Annotated in this window: 9 protein-coding genes and 1 pseudogene; 4 read left to right on the top strand and 6 right to left on the bottom strand. The window is 73.6% G+C overall.

Annotated elements, in window-relative coordinates; genetic code table 11:
• The first annotated feature begins 21 nt into the window (after positions 1–21).
• A complete protein-coding gene (locus tag ACFWJW_RS25495; protein ID WP_387245743.1) occupies positions 22–948 on the top strand; it encodes a cyclase family protein in 927 nt (308 codons plus the stop codon).
• Between the two features lie 336 nt (positions 949–1,284).
• Here ACFWJW_RS25495 and ACFWJW_RS25490 read toward each other — a convergent pair whose 3' ends face one another.
• The 3 genes from ACFWJW_RS25490 to ACFWJW_RS25480 form a co-directional block, all read right to left on the bottom strand.
• Positions 1,285–1,770 (bottom strand): ATP-binding protein, encoded by a 486-nt coding sequence (locus tag ACFWJW_RS25490; protein WP_387245741.1) that lies wholly within the window; start codon positions 1,768–1,770, stop codon positions 1,285–1,287.
• Between the two features lie 473 nt (positions 1,771–2,243).
• Entirely contained in the window at positions 2,244–3,242 is a 999-nt protein-coding gene (locus ACFWJW_RS25485) for an acyl-CoA dehydrogenase family protein (protein ID WP_387245739.1), read from the bottom strand.
• A 7-nt stretch (positions 3,243–3,249) separates the two neighbouring features.
• Positions 3,250–4,431 (bottom strand): acyl-CoA dehydrogenase family protein, encoded by a 1,182-nt coding sequence (locus tag ACFWJW_RS25480; protein WP_387245737.1) that lies wholly within the window; start codon positions 4,429–4,431, stop codon positions 3,250–3,252.
• 239 nt (positions 4,432–4,670) lie between these two features.
• On the opposite strand from ACFWJW_RS25480, the pseudogene ACFWJW_RS25475 reads away from it, so the two are divergent.
• A pseudogene (locus ACFWJW_RS25475) lies at positions 4,671–6,214 on the top strand (class I adenylate-forming enzyme family protein).
• A 24-nt stretch (positions 6,215–6,238) separates the two neighbouring features.
• On the opposite strand, the gene ACFWJW_RS25470 reads toward ACFWJW_RS25475, so the two are convergent.
• Positions 6,239–8,479: a hypothetical protein gene (locus ACFWJW_RS25470; protein WP_387245735.1), complete on the bottom strand. Its 2,241-nt coding sequence runs from the start codon at positions 8,477–8,479 to the stop codon at positions 6,239–6,241.
• Positions 8,480–8,694: 215 nt separating this feature from the next.
• On the bottom strand, positions 8,695–10,830 hold the full coding sequence (locus tag ACFWJW_RS25465; protein WP_387245733.1) for a serine/threonine-protein kinase: 2,136 nt from the start codon (positions 10,828–10,830) through the stop codon (positions 8,695–8,697).
• Between the two features lie 189 nt (positions 10,831–11,019).
• Between ACFWJW_RS25465 and ACFWJW_RS25460 the strand changes: the two genes are divergently transcribed.
• Positions 11,020–12,249, top strand: a complete 1,230-nt coding sequence (locus tag ACFWJW_RS25460) for a serine hydrolase domain-containing protein (protein ID WP_387245731.1) — start codon at positions 11,020–11,022, stop codon at positions 12,247–12,249.
• A gap of 40 nt (positions 12,250–12,289) precedes the next feature.
• Here ACFWJW_RS25460 and ACFWJW_RS25455 read toward each other — a convergent pair whose 3' ends face one another.
• Positions 12,290–13,996: a glycerol-3-phosphate dehydrogenase/oxidase gene (locus ACFWJW_RS25455; RefSeq protein WP_387245729.1), complete on the bottom strand. Its 1,707-nt coding sequence runs from the start codon at positions 13,994–13,996 to the stop codon at positions 12,290–12,292.
• Positions 13,997–14,213: 217 nt separating this feature from the next.
• Between ACFWJW_RS25455 and ACFWJW_RS25450 the strand changes: the two genes are divergently transcribed.
• Positions 14,214–15,461: a nucleotide sugar dehydrogenase gene (locus ACFWJW_RS25450; RefSeq protein WP_387245727.1), complete on the top strand. Its 1,248-nt coding sequence runs from the start codon at positions 14,214–14,216 to the stop codon at positions 15,459–15,461.
• The last annotated feature ends 164 nt before the right edge of the window (positions 15,462–15,625 follow it).

Here is a 15,625-nt window from a genome sequence, read left to right as displayed (position 1 = left end):
CGGCCGCCCCGAGGAGGCCCCATGCCCCTGCCCCAGGAGTTCCATGACATCGCCAAACGCGTGAACAACTGGGGGCGTTGGGGCGCGGACGACGAGATCGGCACCCTCAACCTGATCACCCCTCAGGTCGTCCGGGAGGCCGCCGCCGGCATCCGCAGCGGCCGCCGGATCCCGCTCGCCCTCCCCCTCCGACAGGACGGCGTACAGACCGGCGTGATCCCGGGCCGGGTCAACCCGCTGCACACCATGACCGCCATCAACCAGGAGATCTTCGGCCCCGGTACGGTCGCGACCTCCGACGACGCGGTCACCATGGGCCTCCAGGCCGCCACCCACTGGGACGGCCTGGCCCATGTCTCCCACTCCGGACGGCTCTACAACAACCGCCCCGCCGACTCGGTCACCGCACACGGCGGCGCCACCGCCCTCGGCCTGGAGAAAGCCACCCCGATCGCCTCCCGCGGCGTCCTCCTGGACGTCGCCCGGGTGCACGGCACCGACGGGCTGCCCGGCGGGCACGCCGTCACCCCGGAGGACCTGGACGCCGCCGAGGAGCTGGCCGGGACGACGGTCCGGGCCGGCGATATCGTCCTCGTCCGGACCGGTCAGCTGCGGCACTGTCTCGCCGGCGACCGGCAGACCTACGCCTTCCCGTCCCCCGGCCTGTCACTGCGCACCCCGGAGTGGTTCCACGCACGCGAGGTCGCGGCGGTCGCCAACGACACCCTGACCTTCGAGATCTTCCCGCCGGAGATCGAGAACCTGTGGATGCCGGTGCACGCCCTCCATCTCGTGGAGATGGGCATGCTTCAGGGCCAGAACTGGAATCTGGAGGAGCTGTCGGCGGCTTGCGCGCAGGAGGGCCGCTTCGCCTTCTTCCTGTCCGCGGTGGCCGAACCGTTCGTCGGCGGGACCGGGGCGCCGGTCGCCCCCGTGGCGATCCTCTGAGGCGGCCGCGCCGAGTCGCCGACCGCACCGGCCGGCGACTCGACGGCGCCCGGCCGGTCAGGTGGCGGTGCGCTCATGCGCGCCCCGAGCACGGCACCGCGGACCGCCACCCTCCCCCGGCTCCCGCCGGGCCCCCGACCGGGCCGCGATCCGCACTCGCCAAGGCCCGGACCGATATCCCGGTCCGCACGACCTCGGCGTCCCCTCACGGCGCATCGCTTCACCCAAGAGTGATCACGTGGGCACGCCACGTCAACACCTGGTCTGGACTAAATGCGTGACGACCGGTTTGCCGGTTCTGCTGGAGGAGCGCCGGTTGTGCGCCGATCGACTCGATTACGCCTGATGCGTCACGGTGCGTGACCTCGCACAAGAGGGCTCATACGCCCCGAGATCGGCCCCCGCCGCCATCAGCAGCGGGCGACCGCGGTCCACCTCGCACCAGATCCGCTTGCCGGCGCCTTCCTGCTGCCAGCCCCAGCGATCGGCCAGACCGTCGACCAGCTCCAGGCCGCGGCCGTTGGTGTCGTCACCGTCGGCGTGCCGCTGGCGCGGCGGGCGGGCGCTGGCGTCCACCACTTCGACCCGGACCGTGCCCACCACGGCACCCGAGCCGGAGAAACACATCCGCAGCTCGGCCGCCGCGCCGGTGTGCACCACGGCGTTGGTGACGAGCTCGGAGATCAACAGGATCAAGGTCTCCGCGAGTGGCTCATCGATCCCTATGCCGGAACCCACGAGCCGCGACCGGGCCCACCGCCGGGCCCGCCCCACCTCCGCGGGGTCGGGCCGTACGTCCAACTGCACCTGAAGCACCTGCACCGCTCACACCATCCGAACCGGCGGAAACATCGCCTCGCGCCTCCACGGAGTCACGGTGCGTGACCCCGGCGAAGCACAGCATGGTTGACGTTCAGTCACCCCAACAAGCGCTTCGGGCATATTCCAGCGCAAGGGAGTATGCATCCTGCATACTGTGCGACGCGCTTCGCGGGGAGTCGAACAAGGGGGACAACCGGGTCCCTGCCTGAGGCGAGCGGCGCGCAGTCCGTACCCCGGAGCCGCCCTGCCGACGGCACCGGGTTCGTTGCGCCACAGAACCACTCGCACCCAACGGAGAGTACCCGAGCGGAACGCCGACTCCCCCCTGTGACGAGTCACGCCTAGGACACAACCCGATATCGACACTCCGTGACCGCTTCTGCGTAGTGAGTCCGACATTCCGTACACGGAGTGCCACAGTCTGACACCGGCCGCCGCCCCGCACCCCCGCACCGGCCTTCACCTCCGCGCCGTCAGGCGATCAGGCCCGCGGCCAGCAGTTCCTCGGCCTCGCCCGCCGTTCCCCAGCATTCGGCGTGCCACCAGGCCCGCTTGAGGTGCAGATGGACATCGGCCTCCCAGGTGAAGCCCATTCCGCCGTGGACCTGCAAACAGTCCCGGGCGTTGCGCACCGCGGCCTCGTCGGCGAGCAGTTTCGCGCCCGTGATGTCGAGAGCACTCTCCGTGACCGACGCCGCATACACCGCACTTCGGGCGATTTCCGTCCGTACCAGCATCTGCGCGCACAGCTGCTTGACGGCCTGGAACGAGCCGATGGGGACGCCGAACTGCTCGCGCTCGCGCGCGTAGCCGGCCGCCATCTCGACCGTGCGGACGGCGCTGCCGAGCTGCTGCGCCGCGGTGAGCAACGCGGCCTCGCGCCGGAGCCGCGGCGCGTCCACGGCTACGAGCTCGGCGCCCGGCAGGTCCAGGACGCGGGCGAGCGGAGTGAGGGGATCGACGGAAGCAAACGGGGCGCAGGACACCTGGGCCGACGCACTCCGGTACGCACCGCCCGTGCGCCCCCGCGCGCCTCCCACCCGGCCGCCGGCCTCGCCCCCGGCGCGGCCGACGCCGCCCTCCAGCACGATCAACTCATCGCAGCCGGCCGGGTGTTCCCACAGCAGCGGCTCCCGCGCCCCGTCGCACAGCGCGGCGATCCGCTCGCCGGCCGCGACCCCGTCCACCGCCCCGGCCAGCAGCTGGCACGCCACCAGCGGTCCGGGCAGCAGCGCCCGCCCGGCCTCCTCCAGGACCAGCACCGCCTCCGGCAGCCCCAGCCCCACCCCGCCGTCCCGCTCCGGCAGCCGCAGCGCGAAGAACCCGGCCGCGCCCAGCTCACGCCACAGCGCACGGTCCGGTGCGGGGTCCTCGACGGCCGCCCGCAGCCGGTCCCGGCCGAACCGCCCGGCCAGGAGCTCCCGGGTGCCGTCCTTCAACGCCCGCTGCTCATCGCTGAGTTGGAAATCCACCGCCCGGTCACCGACCCTTCGGCAGGCCGAGGATGCGCTCGGCGACGATGTTCTGCTGGATCTGCGAGGTACCGGCCGCGATGGTGTACGAGAGGGACGACAGCCGGTCCGCGACCCATGGGTGGTCCGCGTCCAGCGCACCGGCGCCCAGCACCTCGGCCGCCGCGTCGTACAGCTCCTGGCGGGCGTGCGAATAGCGCAGCTTGAAGACCGAGCCGCCGGTGCCCGGGACCCCGCCGCTCCCCCGCTGCCCGCCGCGCGCGGCGCCTCGCATCGCCTCGCTCACATTCCACTGGGTCAGCCGCCACAGCGCCGTGAACTCCGCGCTCAGCCGGCCCAGTCTGCGGCGCAGCACGGCATCGTCCCAGCGGCCGTTGGCGCGGGCGGCCTCGGCCAGCTCACCGAGCACCCGGCGGCAGGCGACCACTTCGCCGACGAAGGCGGTGCCGCGCTCGAAGGACAGCGTCACCATCGTCACCCGCCAGCCGTCGTTCTCCGCGCCGACGCGGTGGGCGGCCGGGACCCGCACCTCGTCGAGGAACACCTCGGCGAACTCCGCCGAACCGGCGAGGGTGCGCAGCGGCCGGACGGTCACCCCCGGCGCGTCCATCCGCAGCGCCAGCCAGCTGATGCCGCGGTGCCGGGGCGCGGCCGGGTCGGTGCGGACGAGGAGTTCGCACCAGTCGGCGACCTCGGCGTGCGAGGTCCAGATCTTGGCGCCGGTGATGACGTAGTCGTCCCCGTCGCGGACGGCCCGGGTGCGCAGCGCGGCGAGGTCGGAGCCGGCGTCCGGTTCGCTGAAGCCCTGGCACCAGATCTCCTCGCCGCGCAGGATCGGCGGCAGCCAGCGGGCCCGCTGTTCGGCGGTGCCCTCGGCGGCGAGGGTGGGCCCGGCGTGCAGCAGTCCGACGAAGTTGGCGCCGACATAGGGGGCGCCGGCGCGCTCGGTCTCCTCCAGGAAGATCAGGTGCTGGGCGGGGGTGGCACCCTGCCCGCCGGCGTCCCGCGGCCAGTGCAGGCCCGCGTATCCGGCGTCGTACAGCATCCGCTGCCAGGCCGTGTCGTACGCCCGGCGGCCGGGCCAGTCGGTCGCGGCGGGCGGTGCGGGCAGCTTCGGCAGCACCTCGCCGAGCCACCGGCGCAGCCGGGCCCGGAAGTCCTCCTCCTCAGGCGTGCAGCTGAGGTCCATGGCGCGGCTACTCGCCGAGGCCCGGGCCGGGCCCGCGGACCGCGGTGCCGCACAGCGGCGGGTGGCCCGCCGCGTCGTCGACGCCCTCCACCGGATTCGTCATCGTCCGCCCCTCGTCCGAATCTGATGCACCGTCAGAAATAGCCTAGCCCCGGCCCCTCTGGACCGACAAGGCACCGGCCTCTACTCTCGGCAGTCGACCTGACGCATCGTCAGTGAAATGGCGACAGGAGGGGCCGATGACCGGCACCACCCTCTGGGACCTGGTGGCCTGGCGTGCCGCCCGTACCCCCGGCGCCCCGGCCCTCATCCAGGGGGCCGAGTCCGCCCGGCAGGAACGCCGGATCAGCTTCGGCGCCCTGCACCGGCGCGCGATGGGGGCACCTCCCGTGCCCTTTAGGCACGGGGGAGGGTCGCGGACGGCCTGTACGAGAAGGGCGTACGGCCGGGCAGCCGGGTCGTCTGGCAGCTGCCGACCAGGATCGAGACCGTGCTGTTCAGCCTCGCGCCGGCCCGGATCGGCGCCGTCCAGAGCCCGGTGCTGCCGCTCTACGGCGCGCACGAGACCGCTCAGGTGCTGCGCCGCACCGGCGCGGCCTTCTTCGCCGTCCCCGGCGTCCGGCGCGGCTTCGACCACCGCGTGACGGCGGACGCCGGCTTGCCCCGTCCGCCCACCGTCATCGAGGCGTACGACACCCTGCCCGACGCCGACCCGGCCGTCCTGCCCCCGCCACCGGCCGACGACGACACGGTCCGCTGGATCTACTGGACCTCCGGCAGCACCGCGGCCCCCAAGGGCGTGCTGCACACCGACCGCACTCTGCGCACGGCCGGGCACTGGCTGGGCGCGGCCCTGCGCCTGGCCCCGTCGGACATCGGCTCGATGGCCTTCCCGTACGCCCATGTCGCCGGGCCCGACTACACCGTCATGCTGCTGGAACACGGCACCCCCGCCGTCCTCCTGGAACACTTCGCGCTGCCCGGCGCGCTCGCCGCCTACCGCCGGCACCGGGTCACCCTGGCCGGCGGCTCCACCGCCTTCTACGCCCTCTTCCTCGCCGAGGCACGCAAGCTGCCGCCCGGCCGCCGGCTGCTGCCCTCGCTGCGGCTGCTGGCCGGCGGCGGCGCGCCCAAACCTCCCGCGCTGTACCACGAGGTCGTCGCCGCACTCGGCTGCCGGCTCACCCACGGCTACGCCATGACGGAGGCCCCCATGGTCACCATGGGCGACCCGTACGACAGCCCCGCGCACCTGGCCCACACCGACGGCCGGCCGCCCGCGGGCATGGAGATCCGCATCGCCCCCGGAAGCGGCGAGATCACCCTGCGCGGCCCGGCCGTCTGCCGCGGCTATCTCGACGAGCCCGCCCCCTTCGACGCCGACGGCTTCCTCCGCACCGGCGACCTCGGCCACCTCACCCCCACCGGGCACCTCGTCGTCACCGGCCGCCTCAAGGACATCATCATCCGCAAGGGCGAGAACATCTCCGCCCAGGAGATCGAGGAACTCCTCTACCGCCACCCGGACATCGCCGACGCCGCGGTCATCGGCCTGCCGGACCCCGAGCGCGGCGAACGCGTCTGCGCGGTCGTCGAACAGCCCCCGAATGCCGGGGAGTTGACCCTCGCCGCCGTCTCGGCGCACCTCCTCGCCCAGGGCCTCGCCCGGTACAAACTCCCCGAACAGCTGGAGCTGCTGCCCGCCCTGCCCCGCGGCGCCACGCTGCGCAAGGTCCTCAAACAGGAGCTGCGGGAGCGGTTCGGGGGCGGCCGGCCGGGGTGAGGCCGCGGCCCCCCCCGGAACGCCTCAGCCCGGCCGGTAGGCGCTCGTCGCCTGGGTGTAGAGCTGGTCGATCTCGTGCCGGCCGCGGTCCGGGCCGATCACCAGGACCAGGTGGTAGCGGCCCTTGTGGATCATCGCGAGGTTCCGTACGTACACCTCGCGGCCGCTGGCGTCGCGCCAGGAGAAGGTGCCCTCGGCCATGGCCGTCTTCCCGACGTCGATCCGCTGGAGGCCGGAGGCCGAGGCCCAGCCGGAGGAGCGGTACGGGGCCAGCTCGGCTTCCTTGTTCTGGAGATACGCCATCGGGTCGGAGCCGAAGCGCGCTGTCGTGTCGCGGCCGGGCACCACCACCAGCTCATAGTCCCCGCCGACGTACCGCACCTGGCCCCGGTCGTTGGCGCCGCGCCGCTGCCAGCCCTCGCGGACCGCGACCTGGAAGCCCTCCGGGTCGCTGCGTACCTCGAAGCCCTTGGCGACCTCGGCGGGCTCGGTGGTCTGCGGTGCGCCGGTGCCGGCCGAGGCGCGGTCGCCCTCCTGGTCCCCGGACGGTGCGGGGTCGGCGGGCGCCGCACCCGAGCTGCCCGTACGGTCCGCACCGCGCTCGCCCGCCTTGGAGTCCGGGCCGGACTTCGGCAGGAACGCCATCGCATAGACGACCGCGCCGACGAGCAGCAGCAGGATCGCGGTGAGCAGCAGCCGGCCGAGGTGGCGCGGCCCGCGCGGCGGGCGGGGTGCGGCGTCCGGGCCCGGCCCGTCCGGCGTCCGCTGGTCGTACGGGTCCCGGTCCGCGGGCGCGCGCCGTCCGGGCGGCGGGGCCGGCTTGCCGGGCCGGGCCGGTCTGGACTGCCGGAGCGGCTTCGGCTGCTTCGGGGGGCGCGGCGGGCGGGTGGTGGAGACGAGCGGGGTGGGCTGCTCCGGGGCCGGCGCCTGCGGAACGGGCGGTGCGGCCGCGGCGGCGCCCACGGCGGCCGGGGCCGGCTGCGGCCGGGTGCGGCGGGCCGCCCGGGTCTTCTTGTGCCGGCCCTTCCGTACGAGTTCGCCGCGGCGCCGCACGATCGGCAGCCGCCGCGGATCGGCCCCCTCCGCCGGCATCGTCACCAGCCGGCTGCCGACCGCCGGCTCCGGCGCCGTACGGATCAAGGAGCGCAGCCAGCCGCTCAGTTCCTCGGCGTCCGGGCGGTCGGCCGGGTCCTGCCGCAGCAGCGACTCGACGACCGGCCGCAGCGCCCCGCACTCCTCGGCGTCCGCGGGCGGCTGCGAACAGACCAGCTGCGCCAGCTCCACGGCGCTGTCCTCGGGGAACGGCGGCTGCCCCTGCACGCTCCGGTAGAGCAGCGCGCCGACCGCCCACAGATCGGTGGCCGGGCCGACCGGCGGCGCCAGCTGCCAGTTCTCGTGCACCGGTCCGGCCTGCTCCGGCGCCCAGCGCTCGGTGAGCGGGCCGACGACGGTCAGCCGCGCCTGCCGGGCCCGTTCGGCGGCGAGCCCGGCGGTGGGCCGGCCGTACGCGGGGCCGGTGGTGTCCTCGTCCGGCGCCGGCTTGGTCAGCGAGGTCTTGTCGGTCGGCGAGGTCTTGTCGGGCAGCGAGGTCCTGGCGGCCGGGGCGTCCGGCGCGGCCCCGTCCTGCGGGTCACCGGTGGCGGACGGCTCTGTCCCGCACAGCGCTTCCTGGGCCGCGCCCGCGGCCAGACCGGTCAGGATGGCCCGGCCGTCGTCGCAGACCAGGACCGTGTGAGCGGTGATGTTGCGGTGCAGCCGGCCCTCCGCGTGCAGCACCCGCAGCACGGTGAGCAGATCCGCGGCGATCTCCGCGGCGCGGTGCGGGGACAGCGTCCGCTCGGCGAGCAGCGCGGACAGCGGGCGGGCGAGCAGGAGTTCGGCGACGATCCACAGGCTGCCGTCCTGCGCGAAGACGTCGAAGACCTGCTCCAGCCGGGGGTGATCGGCGAGCTGGGCCGCGGTCGTGGCGGCCTCCAGCGCGCGCCGTACCGCGGGGTCCCGGGGGCTGCGGTCGGCCACCCCCGCTCCGGCGGTCAGCCGGGCGGGACCGTAGCGGCCGGCGCCGGTGCCCCGCTCGGCGGGCCCGGCCGGCTCCGCCCCCACCACCTCCGCGTCGACCACCTCGGGCAGCGGCACCTGGCGGACCAGGACCTCCTGTCCGCTGAACGTGTCGAACGCCCGGGACTCGGTGAAGTCGTCATCGCCGAGGGGCCGCAACGGCAGGCGGTAACGCTCGGCGAGCACCCTTCCCGCGTACTCGTCCACGACGCCTCCCCGCAGCGCGCGCTGTGTCTACCGTCGCACCGGAACGCCCTCGGCGCTGGGCGCCTCCGGTCACTTCCGGTCGTATTCCCGCCGATTGCGGATGCGTACGGTCTTCGCGGTCTCACGATACGTGCCCGCACCGCGGCTTGCGGGCCGGTCCGCGCAACGACGCGCACTCTGTCCGTGCGCCGCCCGGCCCGCACCCGGTCCCGCGCTCAGTCCTTGATCGCGAAGGTCTTGAACGCGGTCGAGACCACGTCCTGGCACTCCTTGTCCGGCCACGTGTCCTTCTTGCAAGTGATCATGATGGCGTAGCCGTGCTGGTCGTCGGCGCGGAAGCCACGGTCGAGGACCCGGACGTCCTGGCCGCTCTGACGCCGTGTGAAGGACCAGTCGGCGACGGTCGGATAGCCCCGCCACTTCACCGTCTTGATGCTGATGCGGTGGTAGTCCTCGACGGAGCCGCGCACGGCCGGCTCCAGACTGCGCCAGGAAGCCGCCGCGTCGCTGCCGGGCTCGGCGTTGTAGTCCACCTGGACACGGGGGAAGCCGCCCGAGGCGCTGTAGATGACGCCGGAGCCCGCCCCCGCGGTGCCCGTCTGGTGGAAGCCCTTGGGCATCGCCATACCGAAGTGGAACGTGCCGTTGGACATCTGGGCGAAGCCGTCCGGCACCGCCTTGTCCCCCTTGCCGCCCTTGCCGTCCTTGCCGCCGGTGCCGTCCTTGTCCTCGGCCGGGCTGACCCCGCCGGGCAGCTGCGGTTCCGGCGAGGCGGGCCCGCCCTGCTCCGCGTCCTCGCCCGAGCCGGCCGACTCCGTGGAGGGCTTCGCCTTCGCCGCGGACGACGACCTGTCGTGCTTGCCGGCCGGCTTGCCGCTGTTCTTCGTGGCGTCGTCGCCGCTCAGCGCGACGGCCAGGACCGTGCCCAGCACCGCCAGGACGGCGACCACGGCCACGATGACCAGGGTGCGGCGCGGGACGACATCGGTCACCGAAGCCCGGGTGGCCGGACGGTTCCCGTCAGCGGGTCTGGAGTCCACACGGGCTCTCGCCGCGGCGGCCGCCGTTCGGACCGTCCGCAGCGCACCGCGCAGCCGCTCCTTGGCGGCCTCGGTGTCGAATCCGGGGCGGGTGAGCGTGGGACGGGACGCGCCGGAGCCGGCACGGTCCGCGCCGGCCGTCTCCCCGGCGGCCGGGGTCGCCTTCCGCTGCGGGCGCTCGGTGCGCTCCGGGGTGCTCGTGGCGGCGACCTTGGCGCTGCCGGCCTTGGCGGCGGCCGTGCTCGTGTCCGCCGCGGCACCGGCGGACGCCGTCCCGCTCCCGGCCGCCGGCTCCGCCACCGTGGCGGCGGCCGGCTTCGGCTTCGGCTTGCGCGGCACCCGCGACTTCACGGCGGGCTTCGGCTTCGGCTTCGGCGCACCGTCAGACTTCGCCGTGGCCCGCTCCTTGGGCACCGTCGGCAGCACCATCGCCCGGGTCTCGTCCAGCGGGGGCTCCGGCTTCCGCGCCTCGGGGGCGTGCACCACATCCAGCAGCAGCGCCCGCGCCCCGGCGTCGTCCAGCCGGCCCTCCGGGTCCTTCACCAGCAGGCCGTAGATGACCTCTTCCAGCCCGCCGGCGCTCTTCGGCGGCTCGACCGGCTCGGTCATCACGGCCGTCAGCGTGGCGATCGCCGAGCCCTTGTCGTACGGCGGCACGCCCTCAACACAGGCGTACAGCAGCCCGCCCAGCGACCACAGGTCGGCCGGCGGGCCCGGCTTCTGGCCGCGGGCGCGCTCCGGGGAGATGTAGGAGGGGGCGCCGACGAGCATGCCGGTCGAGGTCACGGAGGGGTCGCCCTCGACCTGGGCGATACCGAAGTCGGTGAGCACGACCCGGCCGTCGTCGGACATCAGGACGTTGGACGGCTTCACATCGCGGTGCAGGATGCCCGCGGCGTGGGCGGCGCGCAGCACATCGAGCACCGCCAGGCCGACCTCGGCGGAACGGCGCGGGGTGAGCGGGCCGTCGTCACGGATGACCTCGGCCAGCGAGCGTCCCTCGACCAGCTCCATCACGATCCACGGGCGGTCGTCCTCGTCGACCACGTCATAGACCGTCACCGCGCCGTTGTTCCGGATCCGGGCGATCGCCTTGGCCTCGCGCAGCGTGCGGGTGATCAGACGACGCTTCTCGTCCTCCTCGACCCCGCCCGGGAAGCGCAGCTCCTTGACCGCGACCGTACGGCCCAGGACCTCGTCACGTGCCCGCCAGACCGTGCCCATGCCGCCCCGGCCGAGAACATCGGCGAGCCGGTACCGCCCGGCGAGCAGCCTGCCCCCCTTGCCGTCCATCTCGACCTCGTCGCCCACTGCATCCCCTCTGCAATCCAGCCGAGTTGGCAGCTTCGACATCGCATCGATCACCAAACTGGCCCAACTCGGACAACCCACCCTGGCAGAGCCTTCATTCTCCCTCATCCGCGGCCGTGCGGAAGGCCCGGGTCGGTGCCGAACAACACCCCGTACCCGTCATGATGGCCCCGACGAACGGGAGTCCCGATGACGAAGCGCCCGCGTCGCCCGGCCGCGGCCCGCGGCCACCGCCCGGCGCCGCACCCGGCGGGCCACCGTCACGCCCTGGTCCGTACGGGCGCCCTGGCGGTCCTGGCCACGCTGCTCCTGACGGCCTCCACCGGCCAACCCCGCCTCGCCCCCGTGGCCCTGGGACCCGCACGGCCGCCCGCGCGGACGGCGCCGGCACTGCACCGCCTGGTCGGCGACGGGATCCCGGGCGCGGCCGCGCTCACCACCCACGACGGGTACCGGGCCGCGCGCTTCTCCACGGCCGGTGTGGCGGATCTGCGCAGTGGCCGCACCATGGGGCCCCGGGACCACTTCCGGGCCGGCAGCCTCACCAAGACCCTGGTCGCGACGGTCGTCCTCCAACTGGCCGCCGAGCACCGGCTGGCCCTTGACGACAGCGCCGCCGCCCACCTCCCGCCGGGCCTGCCGGCCACCGGCCCCGGCGACCGCGGCGGCCTCCGCCGGGTGACGATCCGCCAGCTGCTGGACCACACGAGTGGTTTGTTCAACTACACCGACGACCCCCGGCTGGCGAAACAGCTCTTCGGTACCGGCTTCGGCGCCCACCGCTACGACCGCCACACCCCCGCCGAGCTGCTGCGGACCGCCCTGCGCCATCGGCCGGCGGCCGCCCCGGGCGCCCGGTACTCCTACTCCAACACCAACTACCTCGTACTGGGCCTGGTCATCCAGGCCGTCACCGGACGCCCGTACGCCACCGAGATCCGCCGCCGCCTCCTCGTCCCCGCCGGGCTCGACCACACCTCGTTCCCCGGCACCGTCCCCGCGCTGCCGAGGCCGCACGGCCGGGCGTACTCCCACATCGGCGACCGGCGGGTGGACGCCACCTCGCTGGACCCCAGCTGGGCGGGCGCGGCCGGCGAGATGGTCACGACCCTGGGCGACCTCAACCGCTTCTTCTCCGCGCTCCTCGGCGGCCGGTTCCTGGCGCCCCGCCAGATGGCGCAGATACGCGACGAGAAGCACACCGGCGGCGCCTACGGCCTCGGCCTCTACGCGACCGAGCTGCCCTGCGGCGTCACGGTCTGGGGCCACAACGGCGAGATCAACGGCTCCCACGCCCGCACCGCCGCCACCGCCGACGGCCGCCACGTCCTCAGCTACCGCGTCAACACCGACACCCACTCCGCCGCGGTCCCCGACACGGCGGTCCTGACGGCGGAGTTCTGCGCCCGGCGCGGCTGACAGCTTCCCGCTCCGGTCCGCGGGTGCGGCTGCCGCGCTCCTAGAGCGGCACGATGTCCGGCGCCCCCAGCCGCGCCGCATCCGCCGTCAGATCGTCCGGCTGGCGCTGCGATTCGCGCTCCGCCTCGACCCGCTTCTGGTAGTGCGCGATCTCCTTCTCGACCTGGTCGTCGTCCCAGCCCAGCGCGGGCGCGATCAGCTCGGCGACCTCGCGGGCGCTGCGGGTGCCCCGGTCGAAGGTCTCGATGGAGATACGGGTGCGCCGGGTCAGCACGTCGTCGAGATGACGGGCGCCCTCGTGGGTGCAGGCATAGACCGCCTCGGCCCGCAGATAGTCGTCCGCGTGCGCCAGCGGTTCGCCCAGCGCCGGATCGGCCACCACCAGCTCCAGCAGCTCCTCGGTCAGCGAGCCGTAGCGGTTCAGCAGATGCTCTATACGGGCGACATGCAGTCCGGTGCGCGCCGCGATCCGGGCCCGCGCGTTCCACAGCGCCTTGTACCCCTCGGCGCCGACCAGCGGCACGTCCTCGGTCACGCAGTCCGCGACCCGCTGGTCGAGGCCGTGCACCGCCTCGTCCACCGCGTCCTTCGCCATCACCCGGTACGTCGTGTACTTGCCGCCCGCCACCACGACCAGCCCCGGCACCGGATGCGCGACGGTGTGCTCCCGCGACAGCTTGCTGGTGGCGTCCGACTCCCCGGCCAGCAGCGGCCGCAGCCCGGCGTACACCCCCTCCACGTCGTCCCTGGTCAGCGGCGTCGCGAGGACCTCGTTCACATGCTCCAGCAGATAGTCGATGTCCGCGCTGGAGGCCGCCGGATGCGCCTTGTCCAGATCCCAGCCGGTGTCCGTCGTCCCCACGATCCAGTGCCGCCCCCAGGGGATGACGAACAGGACGCTCTTCTCCGTCCGCAGGATCAATCCGGTCGAGGAGTGGATCCGGTCCTTGGGCACCACCAGGTGGATCCCCTTCGACGCGCGGACGTGGAACTGTCCGCGCTCCCCGATCAGCGCCTGGGTGTCATCCGTCCACACGCCGGTGGCATTGACGATCTGCTGCGCCCGGATCTCGTAGTCGCCGCCCCCCTCGACGTCCTCGACCCGTACGCCGACCACCCGCTCGCCCTCGCGCAGAAAGCCCACCACCCGCGCCCGGTTGGCGACCTGCGCCCCGTAGGCGGCCGCGGTCCGCACCATCGTGGCGACATAGCGCGCGTCGTCCATCTGCGCGTCGTAGTACTGGAGCGCACCGACCAGTGCGTCCCTCTTCAGACAGGGCGCCACCCGCAGCGCCCGCTTCTGCGACAGGTGCCGGTGCACGGGCAGTCCGCGGCCGTGCCCCGACGAGACCGACATCGCGTCGTACAGCGCCACACCGGAGCCCGCGTACCAGCGCTCCCAGCCCTTGCGCTGAAGCGGATACAGGAACGGAACCGGCTTGACCAGATGCGGCGCCAGCCGCCCCAGCAGCAGCCCCCGCTCCTTCAACGCCTCTCTGACCAGCGCGAAGTCCAGCATTTCCAGATACCGCAGACCGCCGTGGATGAGCTTGCTCGACCGGCTGGACGTGCCCGAGGCCCAGTCCCGCGCCTCGACCAGTCCGGTGGACAGACCACGGGTCGCCGCGTCCAGCGCGGTCCCCGCGCCGACGACTCCGCCGCCGACCACGAGAATGTCCAGCTCCCGCTCCGCCATTCGGGCGAGCGCCTCGGCCCGCTGCGCCGGTCCCAGTATCGCTGTCTTCACCGCTGCCTCCCGCTGTGATCGGGGCCACACCCCCCGTCCGTCGATTCTGTCCACGCCGCGTGCCGGTATCCACCCTCCGCTCCGGGCGGCAACACCCCGCCGCCTTGATCCACCAATCCCTATTCTGGGTCAAATATCCGCTTAGTGTATTTATGCGCCCTCCGCACACGTGATGCGCACACGCCATTCGCAGTCGCTCGGGAAGGACGGCCGCAGCATGCCCGCAGACCTCGCCGTCATCGGACTCGGTCACCTCGGCCTCCCACTCGCCCAGGCCGCCACCGCCGCCGGCATCGGCACCATCGGCTACGACCCCGATCCGCCCACCGCCGCGCTCTCCGGCGCCGACGGTCCGCTGTCCACCACCGAACTCCGCCGGCTGCTCTCCGCCGGCTTCCGCACCACCACCGACCCCACCGCCCTCGGCCGGGTCCGCACCGCCGTCCTCTGCACGCCCACGCCGCTCGGCGAGGACCGCGCCCTGGACCTCACCGCCCTGGCCGACGCCGCCCGCACCCTGGCAGCACAGCTGCGCCCGCACACCACGGTGATCCTCGAATCCACCGCCTACCCGGGCGCCACCGAGGAATTCCTGCGCCCCCTCCTGGAGGAGGGCTCGGGCCTCACCGCCGGACGGGACTTCCACCTCGCCTGCTCCCCCGGCCGCCACGACCCCGGCAACCGCACCCACCGCTACGCCAACACCCCGAAGGTCATCGGCGGCCTCACTCCCGCCTGCACCGAAGCGGCCGCCGCCTTCTACGGCCGCCTCACCGACAAGGTCGTCCGCGCCCGCGGCCCCCGCGAGGCCGAGACCGCCAAGCTCCTGGAAACCAACTACCGCCACATCAACATCGCCCTGATGAACGAGATGGCGGTCTTCTGCCATGAGATCGGCGTCGACCTGTGGGACGTCATCCGCTGCGCCGAGACCAAACCGTTCGGCTTCCAGGCGTTCCGCCCCGGCCCCGGAGTGGGCGGCCACGCCGCGCCCATCGACCCCAACTACCTCGCGTACAAGGGCCGTGCCCCGGGCCACCCGCTCCGCATGGTGGAACTGGCCCAGGAGGTCAACGGCCGGATGCCGCGCTATGTCATCCAGCGCTGCGCCACCCTCCTCAACGAGCACGGCAAATCCGCCCGCGGCGCGCGGATCCTGCTGCTCGGCGTCACCTACAAGCCGGACATCGGCGACCAGGCGGGCTCACCGTCCCGCGAGATCGCCGCCCGCCTGACGGAACTGGGGGCGCACCTCACGTACCACGACCCGTACGTCCCCCAGTGGCACGTGCTAGGTCGGCCCGTGCCTAGGGCCGACTCCTTGTACGAAGCCGCGGCCGCCGCGGATCTGACGGTCCTGCTCCAGGCCCACCGGACCTATGACCTCCAGGGCCTGGCCGTGAAGGCGCAGTTGCTGCTGGACACCAGGGGCGCCACTCCTACGGGCGCCGCGCATCGTTTGTAGCCGCACGTTTCGTTTGTAGCCGCACGTTGTCGTCTGCGGCGCCGTGTCGCCTCCGGCGGGGGTGTGGGTTTGGGCGGGGGCCGCGTGTTGTCCGTGGTGGGTGCCGGGTGCGGTCCTCCAGGGCCTGTGTTGTGGACTGCTTCGCTTTACGTCCACAACACAGG

This window comes from Streptomyces sp. NPDC127097 (assembly GCF_042724075.1).
Taxonomy (GTDB): domain Bacteria; phylum Actinomycetota; class Actinomycetes; order Streptomycetales; family Streptomycetaceae; genus Streptomyces.
Note: the sequence above shows the minus strand (reverse complement) of the source record. Positions and strands in the feature narration are given on the sequence as shown.

Coding starts and splice junctions, on each gene's coding strand:
- ACFWJW_RS25480 (WP_387245737.1), bottom strand. CDS start 4,431: ATGGACCTCAGCTGCACGCCTGAGGAGGAGGACTTCCGGGCCCGGCTG.
- ACFWJW_RS25495 (WP_387245743.1), top strand. CDS start 22: ATGCCCCTGCCCCAGGAGTTCCATGACATCGCCAAACGCGTGAACAAC.
- ACFWJW_RS25460 (WP_387245731.1), top strand. CDS start 11,020: ATGACGAAGCGCCCGCGTCGCCCGGCCGCGGCCCGCGGCCACCGCCCG.
- ACFWJW_RS25450 (WP_387245727.1), top strand. CDS start 14,214: ATGCCCGCAGACCTCGCCGTCATCGGACTCGGTCACCTCGGCCTCCCA.